The organism is Streptomyces sp. NPDC058637 (assembly GCF_042717325.1).
Classification (GTDB): domain Bacteria; phylum Actinomycetota; class Actinomycetes; order Streptomycetales; family Streptomycetaceae; genus Streptomyces.
The window spans coordinates 55,339-69,182 of the sequence record NZ_JBHXRD010000003.1 but is presented as its reverse complement, the minus strand read 5'-3'; the positions used below and the strand labels follow the sequence as shown (position 1 = coordinate 69,182).

The window sequence follows — 13,844 nt, the reverse complement described above, 5'->3', positions numbered from 1 at the left end:
TGTACGGACGGTTCAGGCCCGCTGCCCACCCGCCTGCTGGACAGCGACCTCGCCCCGGGTGGCGGGCACGACGGGCGGGGCCGTTTCCGCGTCCGGCGCCGGACCCGCCTTCGAGGGGAGGTGGTTGAAGACGATGTTCAGCACGATGGCGGTCAGGCAGCCCGCACTGATCCCGCTGTGCATCACCGTCTGGAACCAGGCCGGGAACTGGTCGTACAGCGTGGGGACGCCGACCGGCAGCACTCCCATGGCCACCGACACGGCGACGATCGTCAGGTTGTTGTTGCCCTTGAAATCGACCTGTGCAAGGGTCCGGAGCCCGCTCGCTGCGACCGTACCGAACATCACCAGGCCCGCACCGCCCAGCACCGGAGCCGGAATCGCCGCGATGACGGCGCCCAGCTTGGGCAGCAGGCCCAGCAGGACGAGGATCCCGCCCGCCGCCGCGACCACCCAGCGGCTACGGACCCGGGTCATGCCGACCAGGCCCACGTTCTGGGCGAACGCCGTGTACGGGAAGGTGTTGAACACGCCCCCGAGGACCGTGGACAGGCCGTCGGCCCGCAGACCGTCCGCCAGCGCGCGCGGCTCGACCTTGCGCTCGGTCATCTCACCGACGGCGATGAAGTCGCCGGTCGTCTCCGTCATCGTCACCAGGGCCACCACCAGCATCGCGATGATCGCCGAGGCGTGGAAGGTCGGAGCGCCGAAGTGGAACGGCGTGCTGATGCCCACCCAGTCCGATTCGCCGACCCCGCCGAAGTCCGTGAACCCGAACGGCACCGACACCGCCAGACCCACCGCGATGCCGATCAGCACGGCGGTCCGGCTCAGGAAGGGCGGTGCGAAGCCCTGGACCGCCAGCACGACGACCAGCACGAACGCCGCCAGTGCCAGGTTCTTCGGGGCGCCGAAGTCAGGCGCACCCGCGCCGCCGGCCACCCAGTTGCCGGCCACCGGCAGCAGCGAGACACCGATGATCAGGATCACGGTGCCCGTCACGAGCGGCGGGAAGAAGCGGAGGAGACGGCCGAAGACGGGAGCGAGGAGGACGATCGCGAGTCCGGCGACGATCACGGAACCGTAGATGGCGGGCAGACCGCCACCCGTCGTGCCGATCAGCACCATGGGCGAGACGGCGGCGAACGTGCAGCCCTGCATGATCGGCAGACGTACGCCGAAGCGCCAGAAGCCGACGCACTGGATGAGGGTAGCCACCCCGCAGATGAGCAGGTCGGCGGTGATCAGATAGGCCAGATCGGCGGGCGGCAGCTTCATCGCACCGCCCACGATCAACGGCACGGCCACCGCGCCGGCGTACATCGCCAGCACATGCTGCAGCCCGAAGGCCGCCAGCATACGTATCGGTGGGACCGCGTCGACGGGATGTACGGGTGTTGCGGACACCATGGGCGCTCCAAGGACGTGCGGGCGGGGACGGAGATGGTCCGACAGCACGAGACCGTAAGCTCCTTGAACAATTTGTTGATTGCGCGTCTGTTGCGGGGACGTGTCCTGTTCACCGGGCCCCGCAGGGCCCGCCGCACCGCGAACCCCGGGAGCGGTCGCCGCGGCTGTTACGGACCGACCCTTGCGGAGCATCACAACGGCCCCATAGGTTCCACGCCGGAGCAGTAATTGGGAGCGCTCCCATCATCGAGTCCTAGGGAAAGGACATCATGAAGAGCCTCATCGTCTCTCTCAGGTCCGCACGTGCCGCGGTGACGGCGTTACTGGTGACGCTGGCCTCGCTCGCGGCCCTCGGCGCGGTGGCGACGCCCGCCCAGGCGGACACCCTGATCTGCGACCAGTACGGAACGACCGTCATCCAGGACCGCTACGTGGTGCAGAACAACCGCTGGGGCACCGGTGAAGCGCAGTGCGTCAACGTCTCCGGCGGCGGCTTCACCGTCCAGCGTGCCGACGGTTCCGTCCCGACGAACGGGGCGCCCAAATCGTATCCGTCCGTCTTCAACGGCTGCCACTACACGAACTGTTCGCCCGGCACCGCCCTCCCGGCGAAGGTGAGCTCGATCAGCAGCGCACCGACCGCGTTCACCTACGGATACGTCGACAACGCGGTCTACAACGCGTCCTACGACATCTGGCTCGACCCGCAGCCGAAGACCGACGGCGTCAACCGGACCGAGATCATGATCTGGTTCAACCGGGTGGGCCCCATCCAGCCGATCGGCTCGCAGTCCGGCACCGCGTCCGTCGGCGGCCGCACCTGGGAGGTCTGGACCGGGAACAACGGCGGCAACGACGTCATCTCCTTCGTGGCCCCGTCCGCGGTGACGAGCTGGAGTTTCGACGTCATGGACTTCGTGGACCAGACCGTGGCCCGGGGGATGGCCCAGAACTCCTGGTACCTCACCAGCGTCCAGGCCGGCTTCGAGCCGTGGCAGAACGGTGCCGGTCTCTCGCTCAGCTCCTTCTCCTCAGTCGTCAACACCGGTGGCGACACCGAGAACCCCGGTGAGCCGGAGGAGCCGGGCACGCCCGCGGCCTGCCGGGTGACGTACACGGCCAACTCCTGGTCGAACGGATTCACCGCCGACGTGAAGGTCGAGAACACCGGGACCGCACCCGTCGACGGCTGGAAGCTCGGCTTCACCCTGCCGTCCGGACAGACGGTCGGCCAGGTGTGGAACGCGGCCCTCTCGGCCTCCTCGGGTGCGGTGACCGCCACCAACGCGGCCTTCAACACCCGGATCGCCCCAGGCGGCAGCCAGTCCTTCGGCTTCCAGGGCACGCATTCCGGAACGTTCACGGAGCCCGGGCAGTTCACACTCAACGGCACGGCCTGTGCGGTGAACTGACCGTACGTGGGGCGCCGGCCCTCCGTGCGCGGACGGGCCGGCCGCCCCGTCACGCATGGGGCGGCCGGTATCCCCGCTCAGACCTTGCGGTACCCGTACGCGTCCACGGCCGCAGCCTCCACGGTCGCCAGATCGCCGCCGGCCGACGCGGTCACCAGCGCGGCGACCGCGCCCTCGACGAACGGCGCGTCCACCAGCCTCGCGCCGTCGGGCAGTTCACCGCCCTCGGCCAGCATGGACTTCACCGTCAGCACCGCACTCCCGAGATCGACGAGCAGCGCGACACCCGCACCCCTGTCGACCGACCTGGCCGCCTCGGCGATCAGCTCCGCACTGGTCCCGAGCCCTCCGGCAGAGGTGCCCCCGGCCGCGGCCACCGGGGCGGTCGCACCACCGGCCGCCAGTCCCCGCGCCAGCTCGACGACGGCGTCCGCCACCGGGCCGCTGTGCGAGACCAGCACGATCCCGACCTGCTTCTCGCCGCTCACGCGTCTCCTCCACCGTTCGACTCCGCCACCTCGGCGAGCGCGGTGACCAGCAGGGCGGCCGAGGTGGCCCCGGGATCCTGATGGCCGATGCTGCGCTCGCCCAGATAGCTGGCCCTGCCCTTGCGCGCCCGCAACGGCACGGTCGCCAGCGCCCCCGCCCGCGCCGCGTCCCTGGCCGCCCCGGCCGACGTCCCCAGCGCCTGGACGGCCGGCAACAGCGCGTCGAGCATCGTCTTGTCCCCGGTCTTCGCCCCGCCCAGCTGCGCCACGGCCTCGACGCCGGTCCCGAACGCCTCCGCGAACTGGCTTTCCGTCACCTCCGATTCGGTGCCCAGCGCTTTGCCGGTACAGCGCAACAGGGTGCCGTACAGCGGCCCCGACGCGCCGCCCACCGTCGAGATCAGCTGCCGTCCCGCGAGCGTCAGGAGCGCACCGGGCGTCTCGGGGGACTCCTTCTCCAGGACTGCGCTCACCGCGTTGAAACCGCGCTGCATGTTGCTTCCGTGGTCGGCGTCCCCGATCGCCGCGTCCAGGTCGGTCAGCCGGCCCGCCTCACGGTCGACGGCCGCCGCGGTGGCGGCCATCCAGCGGCGGAAGAATTCGGTGTCGAGCACATGATCTCCTGTTCGTCACACGTTGGGTGATGGTCCGTCACGTGGTGGTCGGCTCACCGGCCCCAGCGGAGCGCGGGCGTCTGCACCGGCGCGTCCCAGAGCCTCAGCATCTCCTCGTCCACCTGGCAGAGCGTCACCGAACAGCCCGCCATGTCGAGCGACGTCACGTAGTTCCCCACCAGCGTACGAGCCACCGTCACGCCCCGCTCGGAGAGCGCCCGGTGCACCTCGGCATTGAACCCGTACAGCTCCAGCAGCGGCGTCGCCCCCATCCCGTTGACCAGCGCCAGCACCGGTCCGTTCGGCCGAAGGTCCTCCAGCACCGCGTTCACCGCGAAGTCCGCGATCTCCCCGGACGTCATCATCGGACGGCGCTCCCGCCCCGGCTCGCCGTGGATGCCGATGCCCAACTCCAGCTCGCCCGGCGGCAGATCGAACGTAGGGCTGCCCTTCGACGGCGTGGTGACGGCCCCGAGAGCCACCCCGAAGCTGCGCGAGGACTCGTCGACCTGGCGTGCCACGGCCTCGACCCGCTCCAGGGGCGCACCCTCGTCGGCCAGCGCACCGGCGATCTTCTCGACGAACAGCGTCGCACCCGTGCCCCGCCGACCCGCCGTGAACGTGCTGTCGGTCACCGCGACGTCGTCGTCGACCAGCACCCGGGCGACCCGCAGTCCCTCTTCCTCGGCGAGTTCGATCGCCATGTCGAAGTTCAGCACGTCACCGGTGTAGTTCTTGACGACGAACAGGACGCCGGCGCCGCTGTCGACAGCGGCGGCGGCCCGGACCATCTGGTCGGGCACGGGGGAGGTGAAGACCTCGCCGGGGCACGCCGCGGACAGCATGCCGGGCCCGACGAACCCGGCGTGCAGGGGCTCGTGCCCCGAGCCGCCGCCGGAGACGAGCCCCACCTTTCCGGCCACCGGGGCGTCGCGCCGCACGACCACGCGGTTCTCGACGTCCACGGTGAGCTCCGGATGAGCGGCGGCCATACCGCGCAGGGCATCCGCGACGACGGTCTCCGGCACGTTGATCAGCATCTTCAACGGTTCCTCCTGAGTAGGTACCAGCTAGGCCATGGAACAGGGAGTTGCCTGGTCGGTGGGCCTGTAGGGGTTCTTGGCGTGTGGCGGTCGACAGCTCCCTCAGGTGGTTTCGACGGGCTGGTGCCGAGCCCGCCGGCTTACCGTCAGCCGGCTCCGACGGTCGCTGACGAGACCGAAGACATCGTCCATTATCGAAGAGGTGGGGCCCTGTCCGGAAGCGGCGCGTCGAAGGCTACCCCCAGTCCTGGGGCACACATCGGGCTGATCGGATGTGACTCCTCGCGACACCCCACGTGGTCCGCGGCGTGGCTGCACTCCTTGAGGTGAACGCACGTACGAGCTCCTATACGCATGGGCGGGTGCAGGGGGAAGGGCGCGGGTGGTCGGTGCCCGGGTCGGGACAACCCTCTGCCGAGGGCCACCCTCCTCCGTAGCGGGTGGCGAGGGTCCGTACCGTCTCGGCGACGCGGTCGCGGAGTTCAGCCGGTGCCATGACCTCGACGTCGGCGCCCAGCCGCAGGAACTCTCCGTGGGCGTGGTCGATCGACTCGATGGGCACCCGGGCCTCCGTCCATCCGTCACCGCTGGGTGTGACGCCGAGGCGGCGAGCGCCCTCCGGGGTGAGTCGTACCCGGGCCTCCCCGGTGTGCAGCCGGGCTCGGAAGTCGGCCAGATGGCTGTTCCAGTGCCCGGCCAGGTCGAACCCGTGCGGGATGTCGAACTGCTCCTCCAGCGGCCCGAGTCCGAGGATCTGGTCGATCCGGTAGGTGCGGATCCCGGACGCCCCGCCCGCGACCAGGTACCAGCGGCCGGCCTTGAGCACGAGCCCGTACGGATCCACCCGCCGCTCGATCTCCTCCGGCGCCCGCCAGCGCCGGTACCGCAGTACCACCGCCCGCCGTGCCCACACCGCGGCGGCGGCCGCGGTCAGATGAGGCGTACGGTCGGCGTCGCCGTACCAGCCGGGGGCGTCGAGCAGAAAGCGCTCCTGGATCCGCTCGGCGTGCTCGCGCAGCTCCGCCGGAAGGGCGGCCCGCAGCTTGAGCCGGGCGGTGGCGAGCGCCTCGCCGAGGCCGAGCTCGGCAGCGGCGCCGGGGAGTGCGGCGAGGAACGCGGCCTGCGCCTCGTCGGCGGTCAGTCCGGTGAGCCGGGTCCGATAGCCGTCGACCAGTTGGTAGCCGCCCGCGTGTCCGGCGTCACCGTACAGCGGGATACCGGCGGCGCCGAGTGCCTCGACGTCTCGGTAGACGGTCCGTACGGAGACCTCCAACTCCTCGGCCAGCTGCCGGGCCGTCATCCTGCCCCGATTCTGGAGCAGCAGAAGCAGGGTGACCAGCCGACTCGCACGCATGCCGCTCAGTATCCACTGACAGTAGATGTCAGTGGAACGGTCCTAACCTCCGGCGCATGGACGACTTCGACTTCCTGCACGGCTTCTGGGACGTGGCCGGCCGCCGTCTCACCAAACCACTCGGCTCGGGCTCCGGCACCTGGGAGGAGTTCCCCGGTCACGCGGTGGTCCGGCCGCTGTTCGAGGGTGCCGGCAACATCGACGAGATCACCTTTCCCACCCTCGGCCGTCAGGGCGTGACCTTGCGGCTGTTCGACCGGGAGACGGAGCGCTGGTCTCTCCACTGGTCCGACAGCCGGACGGGCCGACTGGATCCGCCGGTGGTCGGCGCCTTCACCGGTGACCGCGGTGACTTCCACGGAGAGGACACCTACGACGGCCGGCCGATCCGGGTGCACTTCGCCTGGTACCGCCTCGGCCCGGACACTGCCCGCTGGGAGCAGGAGTTCTCCGCCGGTGACGGCCGCTCCTGGGAGCTCAACTGGATCATGGATCTCACCCGCACGGGGCGGGTCAGCGGATGAGTATCGTCGAACTCCGGCAGTACACCCTGCACCCTGGAGCCCGGGAGACGCTGATCGAGCTGTTCGAACGTGAGTTCGTGATCGGTCAGCAGGCGGTCGGCATCACCGTCGCAGGCCGTTTCCGCGACCTTGACGACCCGGACCGCTTCGTCTGGCTGCGCGCGTTCCCCGACATGGCGCACCGCAGGCGCGCGCTGGAGGCGTTCTACACCGGCCCGGTCTGGCGGGAGCACCGCGATGCGGCCAACGCCACCATGGTCGACAGCGACAACGTCCTGCTGCTGCGCGGCCCGGGCTTCACGCCTCCGCCCGGCGCCGGTGAAGTGTTCGCGACCGTCTGCCACCCCGCCGACGCGGCCGCCTTCGATGCGTACGCCGCCCGGCACCTGGGTCCGGGCCATGCGCTGCACCGCACCGAACACGCCGAGAACGATTTTCCCCGTCTGCCCGTCCGCACCGGGGAGGACGCCCGGGTCTGGTTCGGCCGGGCCGAGTCACCACCACCCTGGCCGACCCGGCGGCTGCGGCTGGAACCCGTGACGCCTTAGCCTCGCCCCTCACGAAGCGGGCTGCGCCGAGGGTGGCGGGGACGGCGTGGTGAAGGACGCGAAGCGGGATGCCACTCATAGGCCCCTGCGGCTGCTGTGCCCGTCGTTGCCGGGCGTATGACTGCACCGGGAACCGGGTCAGGCAGTGGGGGGGCAACTACAACCCGCGCGGTGTGGGGGGCTACGGCAGTCTCTGGGGCTCCAGGTCCGCGGACGCGGCACACCGGCTCCAGCTCGCCGGCTCCGTTCGGAACGAGGACCGCGTCATGAGCGACGCCGACGCAGAAGGCGCTGCAACGACAGCGGAGCACGGGCTGTGGCAGGTGACCATCGCCTTTCTGGCGACAGCCGCCCAGCATGAGCAACTGATGGACCGACTGGTGGAAGTCCTGTGCCCGGACTCCTCACGTGAAGGGCCGTGTCCCATTCCCTGGGGCGTACACAGCGTGAACGGCGAATCGCTTTCCAGGAAGAAGCGCAAGGCCCTCCGGGAGGACATCGCCGAAACCGGTCCGGATCCGGTCCGACCCACGCTTGAGCCCGGTTCCGTACGCCATGCGGAACCGGGCTCGTTCACGTGGACGCCCGCCTCACCGATCCAAGAAGCTCGGGTCTTCACCAGTGTGTGCGGGTGATCGGTCGCCGACGGGCTCTCCCAGCAACTCAGCCGATGACCGCCCCTGGGGCGTCCCGGGCGCCATATTGCTGTTGCCGGCATCGCTGACGATCCGGCCGTCCGAGGTCATCAGCGGCCTCCCCGGGCTTCCCCGCTCGCTTCCACCTCCCTGTCACGAGCTCGGCCTGGGCAGAAGATAGCCAATGCCGCGGGCGTCCTGCCGAAGTCCGCCGGCCCGATGTGAGGAAGGCCTGACCGTCGTGACCGTCGTGTCTCCCGCCTCCCACCACCGGCGATCCATCGACTTGCCTACCAGGAAAGTCAAGAGTAACTTTCCTGGTAGGAAAGTAATCGAGGACGGGAGGGCGACGGCCGTGAGCATGCCGGTGGACGCCGAACAGGCATGGCAGGATCTCCAGCGCATCCGAGTGCCGCAGGAGCGGGTGTACGACGAGTTCGAGCGTTCCGCGTCCGGCGGGCGCGGCATGATCTACGGCACGGCCGCGCTCATGTGGGTGTTCCTTGCCGGCGTCGGCATGGACCCGCCCCGGTGGAGCGTCGGACTGTACGTGGCCGCCTACGTCGGCCTCTTGGGCGTGCTGGTCGTGATGAGCAGCCGCAGGAACCGGATGCAACTGCACCACACTCGCTGGCCCGGGCGTATGTGGGCCTCGTTCGGTGCGGCGGCGGTGCTGGTCGGCGGGACAGTCGTGCTGTCGGACCACCTGACCGAGCCACTGGGACCCATCTACGCCGGCCCCATCCAGGCCACGGCTGCGGTGGCCGTGTACCTGCTCTTCCTCGGTCCCGCCAACCGCTGGGCGGCCGACTCGGTACGGAGCGGCGGCGCACCGGCGGCCGACGAGGGGGCGGGCCGATGAGCACCCCCGCCGGCTTCGACGAACTGATCCACCCCGCTACCAGACTTTCGGTGGTCGCGCTGCTCGCCGCCACCGAGTGGGCGGACTTCGCGTTCGTCCGCGACAGTCTCTCGCTCAGCGACTCCGCGCTCTCCAAGCAGCTGCATACCTTGGAGGGGGCCGGATACCTGGAGACCCACAAGGAGGGGGGCGGCCGCAACCGCCGGACGAAGGTGCGGCTGACGGACCGCGGTCGCGCCGCCTTCGAGGGGCATGTGGCGGCACTCCGGGCCATCGTCGACAGCGCCGGACCGGCGACCGGGGCGGCACAACGGCAGCAGCCCCGCGCGGACGCGGCCCGATGACCACGCTCGGGCGAACCGACGTCCAGCCCGTGATCCGGGTACGTGATCTGACCATGGCGTACGGCGATGTCGACGTCCTGCGCGGCGTCGACCTGGACATCCACCGCGGCGAGGTCTTCGCGCTGCTCGGGCCCAACGGCGCGGGTAAGACCACCACCGTCGAGATCCTGGAAGGCTTCCGGCAGCGCTCCGGAGGGCAGGTGAGCGTCCTCGATACGGATCCCGAGCGGGGCGGCGACGCGTGGCGAGCCCGGATCGGCCTGGTCCTGCAGTCCTGGCGCGACCACCGCCGCTGGCGGGTGGCCGAGCTGCTGACCCACTTCGCGACCTACTACCCCGACCCGCGCGACCCGGCCGAACTGCTGGCCCTGGTCGGCCTCACCGACCAGGCCGGCCGGCAGGTCGACCGGCTGTCCGGCGGCCGGCGCCGGCGCCTCGACGTCGCACTCGGCATCATCGGCCGCCCCGAACTCCTCTTCCTCGACGAGCCGACCACCGGCTTCGACCCTCAGGCGCGGCACGAGTTCCACCTCCTGATCGAGCGGCTGGCCCGCGACGAGGGGGTCACCGTCCTGCTCACCACCCACGACCTGGCGGAGGCCGAGCGGCTCGCCGACCGGATCGCCATGCTGGTCGGCGGCCGGATCCGGGACTGTGGCACACCCGCGGAACTGGCCCGGCGAGCGGCCGCCCAGGCCGAGGTCCGCTGGACGGCCGACGACGGCAAGCCCCGCCGCGAACGCACGGAGGACCCCTCACGGCTGGTCTGGGAACTCCACCGGCAGGTGGACGGCCCGATCGCCGATCTGGAGGTCCGCCGCCCGACGCTGGAGGACACCTACCTGCACATGGTGCACCGGGAGGCCTCGGGCAAGGACGAAGCCGACGGCACGGACAGGGACGCGGACGAAAAGGCACCGGCCGCATGAGGGGGACACACATGACGAACAGCTGGCGTGCCGGACTCCAGCGCGGCGGAATCGAGCTGCGGCACCTCCTGCGCAACGGCAAGGAGATGTCCGGCCATCTGACCAACGTGGTCGTGGCGTTGCTCGTCGCCGCCTACATCAGCGACGACGTGCCCGGGGCCCAAACCCCGATGACCCACCTGGTGCTGGCGGGCTTCGCCGCCTACCTGCTGTTCCAGGTCGGGCTGATCAACCTCCCGCAGATCCTCGTGACCGAGCGGGAGGAGGGTACGCTGCTGCGGCTGCGCGCCACGCCCGGCGGGATACCGGCCTACCTCGTCGCCAAGTGCCTGCTGATGGTCGTCCTGGCCGTCGGCACCCTGGCGCTGCTCCTGGTCGCTGGGGCGCTGCTGGTGGACGGGCCACTGCCGCACGGGCCGGGCGACTGGCTGACGCTGCTGTGGGTCACCACACTCGGACTGCTCGCCGTCATACCGCTCGGCGCGGCCATAGGCGCCGTACTGCCCAACCCCCGCGAAGCCCTGGCGTTGATCATGCTGCCGACGATGGGGCTGCTGCTCACCTCGGGGACGGTGAGCCCGATCACCGCCCTGCCCGTGCCGGTCCAGCAGGTGGCCGCGGTCTTTCCGCTCAAGTGGATGGCACAGGGCCTGCGTTCCGCACTGCTTCCGGACTCGGCTCGGGCCGCCGAAGCGGCCGGCTCCTGGGAACTGCCCATGGTCGCCCTGGTCCTCACGGCCTGGGCGGTCCTGGGGTTCCTCCTCGCGGTACCGCTCCTGCGCCGCGCCGCCCGCCGCGAGTCCGGCTCGCGGCTGACCGCCCGCCACCGCAAGGCGGCGCAGAGCGGCGCGCCGGCCGCATAGGCGGCCTCGCGACCACCGGGCCACGCCCTGGCCCGCTTCGACCGTCGGTACTGGTCGTGGTCGGCAGATGCGCGTGGTCATGCAGCTCCTCGGCATGACCTCGGTCGCGGCACTCGACGCCGGTGCCATCCGCCTGGGTGCGGCCACGCGTCCAGGACCGATCGGAGAGTAAGGGGACGGGCGGCGTCCCCCGATCCGCCCACGACGCGCGGAAGGCGCTGGTCAGGCCGCCCGTGCGGATGCGAGGGCAGGGGCACCCCGGGGCGGCCTGTGCAGAACCTGACGCCGCGCTCCGGCACACAGGTTCGGTTGTGGTCGACGATCGCGTGGAGGCTCGCCGGCACGGTCGCGGGGATTCCCGGCGTGCGAGCCGCTCTCGCCAGGCCCTCTGACGCGGCCGGGCGAGAGCGGTGGTGTGTCCCCTGGTGGGTCTCGGCACGGGGGCACGTCCTTCCGGACGGGAAGGTCCGACGCCGTGGGCGCCGTTGTTCCATTGGCAGTCGTTCAGCACGCAATTGCAAGAGAATCCCGGAACTTCGCCCTGAAAGGGCATCAGCGGACGACTGCGTCCGACGCCAGTGCGAGTGAAGTGTCAAGGCGCTTGCTGCTCACGGACGTTCAGGGCTGGGGCATTGTTCCGTGAATTCGTGATCACGTGGCGTGATCGGCTGGTGTCCCTCCATGCTGGTCCGACTTCCGAGTGGCGATTCGGCACCGCCCCGGGGGTTCCGGACAACACATAAGGACACAGAGGGAAGGGCTCCGATGCCCCGAGAACAAGTACTCATCGCCATCGTGCTGGTGGCGGTCCCGGCGTGGAGCGCGGTCATGGCCGCACTGGGGCGCATCGCCGCGGTCGCGACGCCGGTCCCGTCGTTCGAGCTCGTCGTGCAGCAGATCGTCCACGCCGCCCGCTCGGACTCCGGCCCCACCTGCATCGATCCGCCGGCCGCGGGCCGGGATGAGGGGCACGTCAGGTGACCGCGCACTTCATACCGGGTCAGCAGCCCCAAGCGGGCTGCCCGGGGAAACCGGGCCGCAAGCTGGGGCCCATCAGTGAGAGCGTCGGCAGTACCCACCGGGCCTGGCTGGAGCCGCTGCGCAGCAGCTTCCTCGCCGGCGGCATGACCATCAGCGAACTGAGCGCGCAGACGGGTTGGGCGAAGTCGAAGATCTCCGAGCTACTGCGGGGGACGGGACTGTATCCGCGGTGGGAGATCACGCACAGCCTGCTGTCGTTGCTGGGCATACCCACGTGGCCGATGCGGCGTCTGTGGACGTCGGCGGCCCGCGAGGCGCGGAAGAAACCGGAGTGGATCGAGAGGTGTATGGAGAAGCAGGTTTTGACGGCCGAAGATCCTCCCCTGGACCATGGTGCCTTCACCGAGCTCCATGCCGACGCCTACCTCGCGTACGCCACCGTCTTCCTGAGTCCTCGCGAACAGGCCGTCCAAGCCGTGAGGGACGCCTTCGACATCCTGTGGCTGGGCTGGAACGACGCTCTGGCCAGCTCGGACGTCGTGAAGTACGCATGGCCGGTCCTGCGCCGCACCGTCATGACCCGTGCCCGGCTCGTCGACGGCCGTCCCGAGCTGTCCGAGGCGGCCTTCGACACCGTCGCGCTGCGAGCCGTGCTGACCGGCGAGGAGCAGTTCGCGCAGATCGAGGAGAGCGTCGCCCTGTTCGCGACGATGAGCCGACTGCCCGACCACCAGTTGGACGTGATGGTGCTGCGGCATCTGCGCGGCATGGAGCCGTTGGAGGTTGCCGACGTGCTCGGCGTTCCGATCGCGTCCGTGCGTTCCGACGAACGGCATGCCAAGCACACCCTGGAAACCGCCCTGTGTACCGAGCACGACTCCGAAGGGACCCCCACGTGACCCCGATCGATGAACTCCTCTCCCGGGCACGGCTCATCGATGAGCCACGAACCCCACGCGATGTCGTCCCGCGGGCGCCGCTCACGGCCCGGGCCCCAACAGCAGGCGCCGTCCCCGAGGCTGGTTCCTCGCGCAGAGAAGAGGACCAGGCCAGCGCCGTCGCCGATCGCGACCTCCAGGCCTTGTGTGAGGCGCTGGTCTCCAGCACGCCGGCCACGGCGCTGCGGGAGTTCCTGACCGAGCAGGTACCGGAACCGGACGGGGCCCGGGTGCTCGGCTGCATCCTCCAGCTCGCCGATGCCGACGACGGGGCCCGCTCCTGGTGGCAGTACGCCGCCGGGGCCGGAGACAGGGCCGCCTCCTACTGCCTCTACCTGCACCACCTGTCCCTCGGGGAGGACGAGGTGGCCGCGTGGTGGCACCAGCAGACTCAGGTCGACGCCGATCCGGAAGCCGATCACCCCCAGGGCGACAGTGGCGCCGGCAGGAAGACGGCGAAGCGAATCCCGCACTCTCCGACCACCCCGGGGACGATCAGGCATTTCGACACCAGCACCCCGACCGTCCTCCGCGTCTTCAGACACCTCCTGCGCAGGACCAACCGCCCGCGCACCGAGTTCGTCGACGCGCTGATGCACTACGTACCGACCGCCGTGGCCGTCGGCTACGTCACCGACGAACCGGACGTAGACCTCCCGTTGCCGGGACCCGACTTCGCCGACGAGATCAACGACCTCGTCGCGGTCGACCCCACCGTCGGAGCCGGCCGACCATCAGGCGGGTGCAGCGCGACTGCTCCACGGCTCCCGGAACGGCAGGAACTGCGCTCATGAACGAAATCCAGCTGCGGCGCGGATCACGTGCGTCCTGGCGGAGGTCCGGGTCACCCCGTCAGGCCCGCTGGAGCTCCTGCTGCGCCGTGCTCGGGCGCGTCGATC

General features: G+C 70.4%; 16 protein-coding genes. 11 read left to right on the top strand and 5 right to left on the bottom strand.

Annotated features, from left to right (window positions below; all coding sequences use genetic code 11):
- Positions 1-12: 12 nt before the first annotated feature.
- On the bottom strand, positions 13-1,410 hold the full coding sequence (locus tag ACFWVP_RS04050; RefSeq protein WP_384493374.1) for a nucleobase:cation symporter-2 family protein: 1,398 nt from the start codon (positions 1,408-1,410) through the stop codon (positions 13-15).
- 269 nt (positions 1,411-1,679) lie between these two features.
- Between ACFWVP_RS04050 and ACFWVP_RS04045 the strand changes: the two genes are divergently transcribed.
- Positions 1,680-2,822, top strand: coding sequence for a cellulose binding domain-containing protein (locus ACFWVP_RS04045; protein ID WP_384493373.1), 1,143 nt, complete (start codon positions 1,680-1,682; stop codon positions 2,820-2,822).
- Positions 2,823-2,899: 77 nt separating this feature from the next.
- On the opposite strand, the gene ACFWVP_RS04040 is transcribed toward ACFWVP_RS04045, so the two are convergent.
- From ACFWVP_RS04040 to ACFWVP_RS04025, 4 genes are all read right to left on the bottom strand, one after another.
- The gene (locus ACFWVP_RS04040) at positions 2,900-3,310 is read right to left on the bottom strand and encodes a PTS-dependent dihydroxyacetone kinase phosphotransferase subunit DhaM (RefSeq protein ID WP_384493372.1); all 411 of its coding nucleotides are present in this window, start codon (positions 3,308-3,310) and stop codon (positions 2,900-2,902) included.
- A complete protein-coding gene (gene dhaL, locus ACFWVP_RS04035) occupies positions 3,307-3,924 on the bottom strand; it encodes a dihydroxyacetone kinase subunit DhaL (RefSeq protein ID WP_384493371.1) in 618 nt (205 codons plus the stop codon). Before dhaL ends, ACFWVP_RS04040 begins: the two co-directional genes overlap by 4 nt.
- Before the next feature lie 53 nt (positions 3,925-3,977).
- Positions 3,978-4,964: a dihydroxyacetone kinase subunit DhaK gene (gene dhaK, locus ACFWVP_RS04030; protein WP_384493370.1), complete on the bottom strand. Its 987-nt coding sequence runs from the start codon at positions 4,962-4,964 to the stop codon at positions 3,978-3,980.
- Between the two features lie 349 nt (positions 4,965-5,313).
- The gene (locus ACFWVP_RS04025) at positions 5,314-6,321 is read right to left on the bottom strand and encodes a helix-turn-helix transcriptional regulator (protein ID WP_384493369.1); all 1,008 of its coding nucleotides are present in this window, start codon (positions 6,319-6,321) and stop codon (positions 5,314-5,316) included.
- A 56-nt stretch (positions 6,322-6,377) separates the two neighbouring features.
- Between ACFWVP_RS04025 and ACFWVP_RS04020 the strand changes: the two genes are divergently transcribed.
- The 10 genes from ACFWVP_RS04020 to ACFWVP_RS03975 all read left to right on the top strand — a co-directional run bounded on the left by ACFWVP_RS04020 (position 6,378) and on the right by ACFWVP_RS03975 (position 13,739).
- Positions 6,378-6,845, top strand: coding sequence for a hypothetical protein (locus ACFWVP_RS04020; protein ID WP_384493368.1), 468 nt, complete (start codon positions 6,378-6,380; stop codon positions 6,843-6,845).
- On the top strand, positions 6,842-7,393 hold the full coding sequence (locus ACFWVP_RS04015) for an NIPSNAP family protein (RefSeq protein ID WP_384493367.1): 552 nt from the start codon (positions 6,842-6,844) through the stop codon (positions 7,391-7,393). The genes ACFWVP_RS04020 and ACFWVP_RS04015 overlap by 4 nt, the downstream gene beginning before the upstream one ends.
- Before the next feature lie 266 nt (positions 7,394-7,659).
- Positions 7,660-8,028 carry a hypothetical protein gene (locus ACFWVP_RS04010; protein WP_384493366.1) on the top strand — a complete coding sequence of 123 codons (369 nt, stop codon included), beginning with the start codon at positions 7,660-7,662 and terminating at the stop codon, positions 8,026-8,028.
- Between the two features lie 361 nt (positions 8,029-8,389).
- The gene (locus tag ACFWVP_RS04005) at positions 8,390-8,890 is read left to right on the top strand and encodes a hypothetical protein (protein ID WP_384493659.1); all 501 of its coding nucleotides are present in this window, start codon (positions 8,390-8,392) and stop codon (positions 8,888-8,890) included.
- On the top strand, positions 8,887-9,234 hold the full coding sequence (locus tag ACFWVP_RS04000; RefSeq protein ID WP_384493365.1) for a transcriptional regulator: 348 nt from the start codon (positions 8,887-8,889) through the stop codon (positions 9,232-9,234). Before ACFWVP_RS04005 ends, ACFWVP_RS04000 begins: the two co-directional genes overlap by 4 nt.
- Positions 9,231-10,163, top strand: a complete 933-nt coding sequence (locus ACFWVP_RS03995; protein WP_384493364.1) for an ABC transporter ATP-binding protein — start codon at positions 9,231-9,233, stop codon at positions 10,161-10,163. Before ACFWVP_RS04000 ends, ACFWVP_RS03995 begins: the two co-directional genes overlap by 4 nt.
- Positions 10,164-10,174: 11 nt before the next feature.
- On the top strand, positions 10,175-11,026 hold the full coding sequence (locus ACFWVP_RS03990) for an ABC transporter permease (RefSeq protein ID WP_384493363.1): 852 nt from the start codon (positions 10,175-10,177) through the stop codon (positions 11,024-11,026).
- Between the two features lie 765 nt (positions 11,027-11,791).
- Entirely contained in the window at positions 11,792-12,007 is a 216-nt protein-coding gene (locus ACFWVP_RS03985; RefSeq protein WP_384493362.1) for a hypothetical protein, read from the top strand.
- A complete protein-coding gene (locus ACFWVP_RS03980) occupies positions 12,004-12,906 on the top strand; it encodes a sigma-70 family RNA polymerase sigma factor (RefSeq protein ID WP_384493361.1) in 903 nt (300 codons plus the stop codon). The genes ACFWVP_RS03985 and ACFWVP_RS03980 overlap by 4 nt, the downstream gene beginning before the upstream one ends.
- Positions 12,903-13,739, top strand: coding sequence for a hypothetical protein (locus ACFWVP_RS03975; RefSeq protein WP_384493360.1), 837 nt, complete (start codon positions 12,903-12,905; stop codon positions 13,737-13,739). The genes ACFWVP_RS03980 and ACFWVP_RS03975 overlap by 4 nt, the downstream gene beginning before the upstream one ends.
- Positions 13,740-13,844: the final 105 nt, after the last annotated feature.

Excerpts from the sequence above, each read along its gene's own strand:
- ACFWVP_RS04050 (WP_384493374.1), bottom strand. The coding sequence starts at position 1,410 with ATGGTGTCCGCAACACCCGTACATCCCGTCGACGCGGTCCCACCGATA.
- ACFWVP_RS04045 (WP_384493373.1), top strand. The coding sequence starts at position 1,680 with ATGAAGAGCCTCATCGTCTCTCTCAGGTCCGCACGTGCCGCGGTGACG.
- dhaK (WP_384493370.1), bottom strand. The coding sequence starts at position 4,964 with ATGCTGATCAACGTGCCGGAGACCGTCGTCGCGGATGCCCTGCGCGGT.
- ACFWVP_RS04025 (WP_384493369.1), bottom strand. The coding sequence starts at position 6,321 with ATGCGTGCGAGTCGGCTGGTCACCCTGCTTCTGCTGCTCCAGAATCGG.
- ACFWVP_RS04020 (WP_384493368.1), top strand. The coding sequence starts at position 6,378 with ATGGACGACTTCGACTTCCTGCACGGCTTCTGGGACGTGGCCGGCCGC.
- ACFWVP_RS04015 (WP_384493367.1), top strand. The coding sequence starts at position 6,842 with ATGAGTATCGTCGAACTCCGGCAGTACACCCTGCACCCTGGAGCCCGG.
- ACFWVP_RS04010 (WP_384493366.1), top strand. The coding sequence starts at position 7,660 with ATGAGCGACGCCGACGCAGAAGGCGCTGCAACGACAGCGGAGCACGGG.
- ACFWVP_RS04005 (WP_384493659.1), top strand. The coding sequence starts at position 8,390 with ATGCCGGTGGACGCCGAACAGGCATGGCAGGATCTCCAGCGCATCCGA.
- ACFWVP_RS04000 (WP_384493365.1), top strand. The coding sequence starts at position 8,887 with ATGAGCACCCCCGCCGGCTTCGACGAACTGATCCACCCCGCTACCAGA.
- ACFWVP_RS03995 (WP_384493364.1), top strand. The coding sequence starts at position 9,231 with ATGACCACGCTCGGGCGAACCGACGTCCAGCCCGTGATCCGGGTACGT.
- ACFWVP_RS03990 (WP_384493363.1), top strand. The coding sequence starts at position 10,175 with ATGACGAACAGCTGGCGTGCCGGACTCCAGCGCGGCGGAATCGAGCTG.
- ACFWVP_RS03985 (WP_384493362.1), top strand. The coding sequence starts at position 11,792 with ATGCCCCGAGAACAAGTACTCATCGCCATCGTGCTGGTGGCGGTCCCG.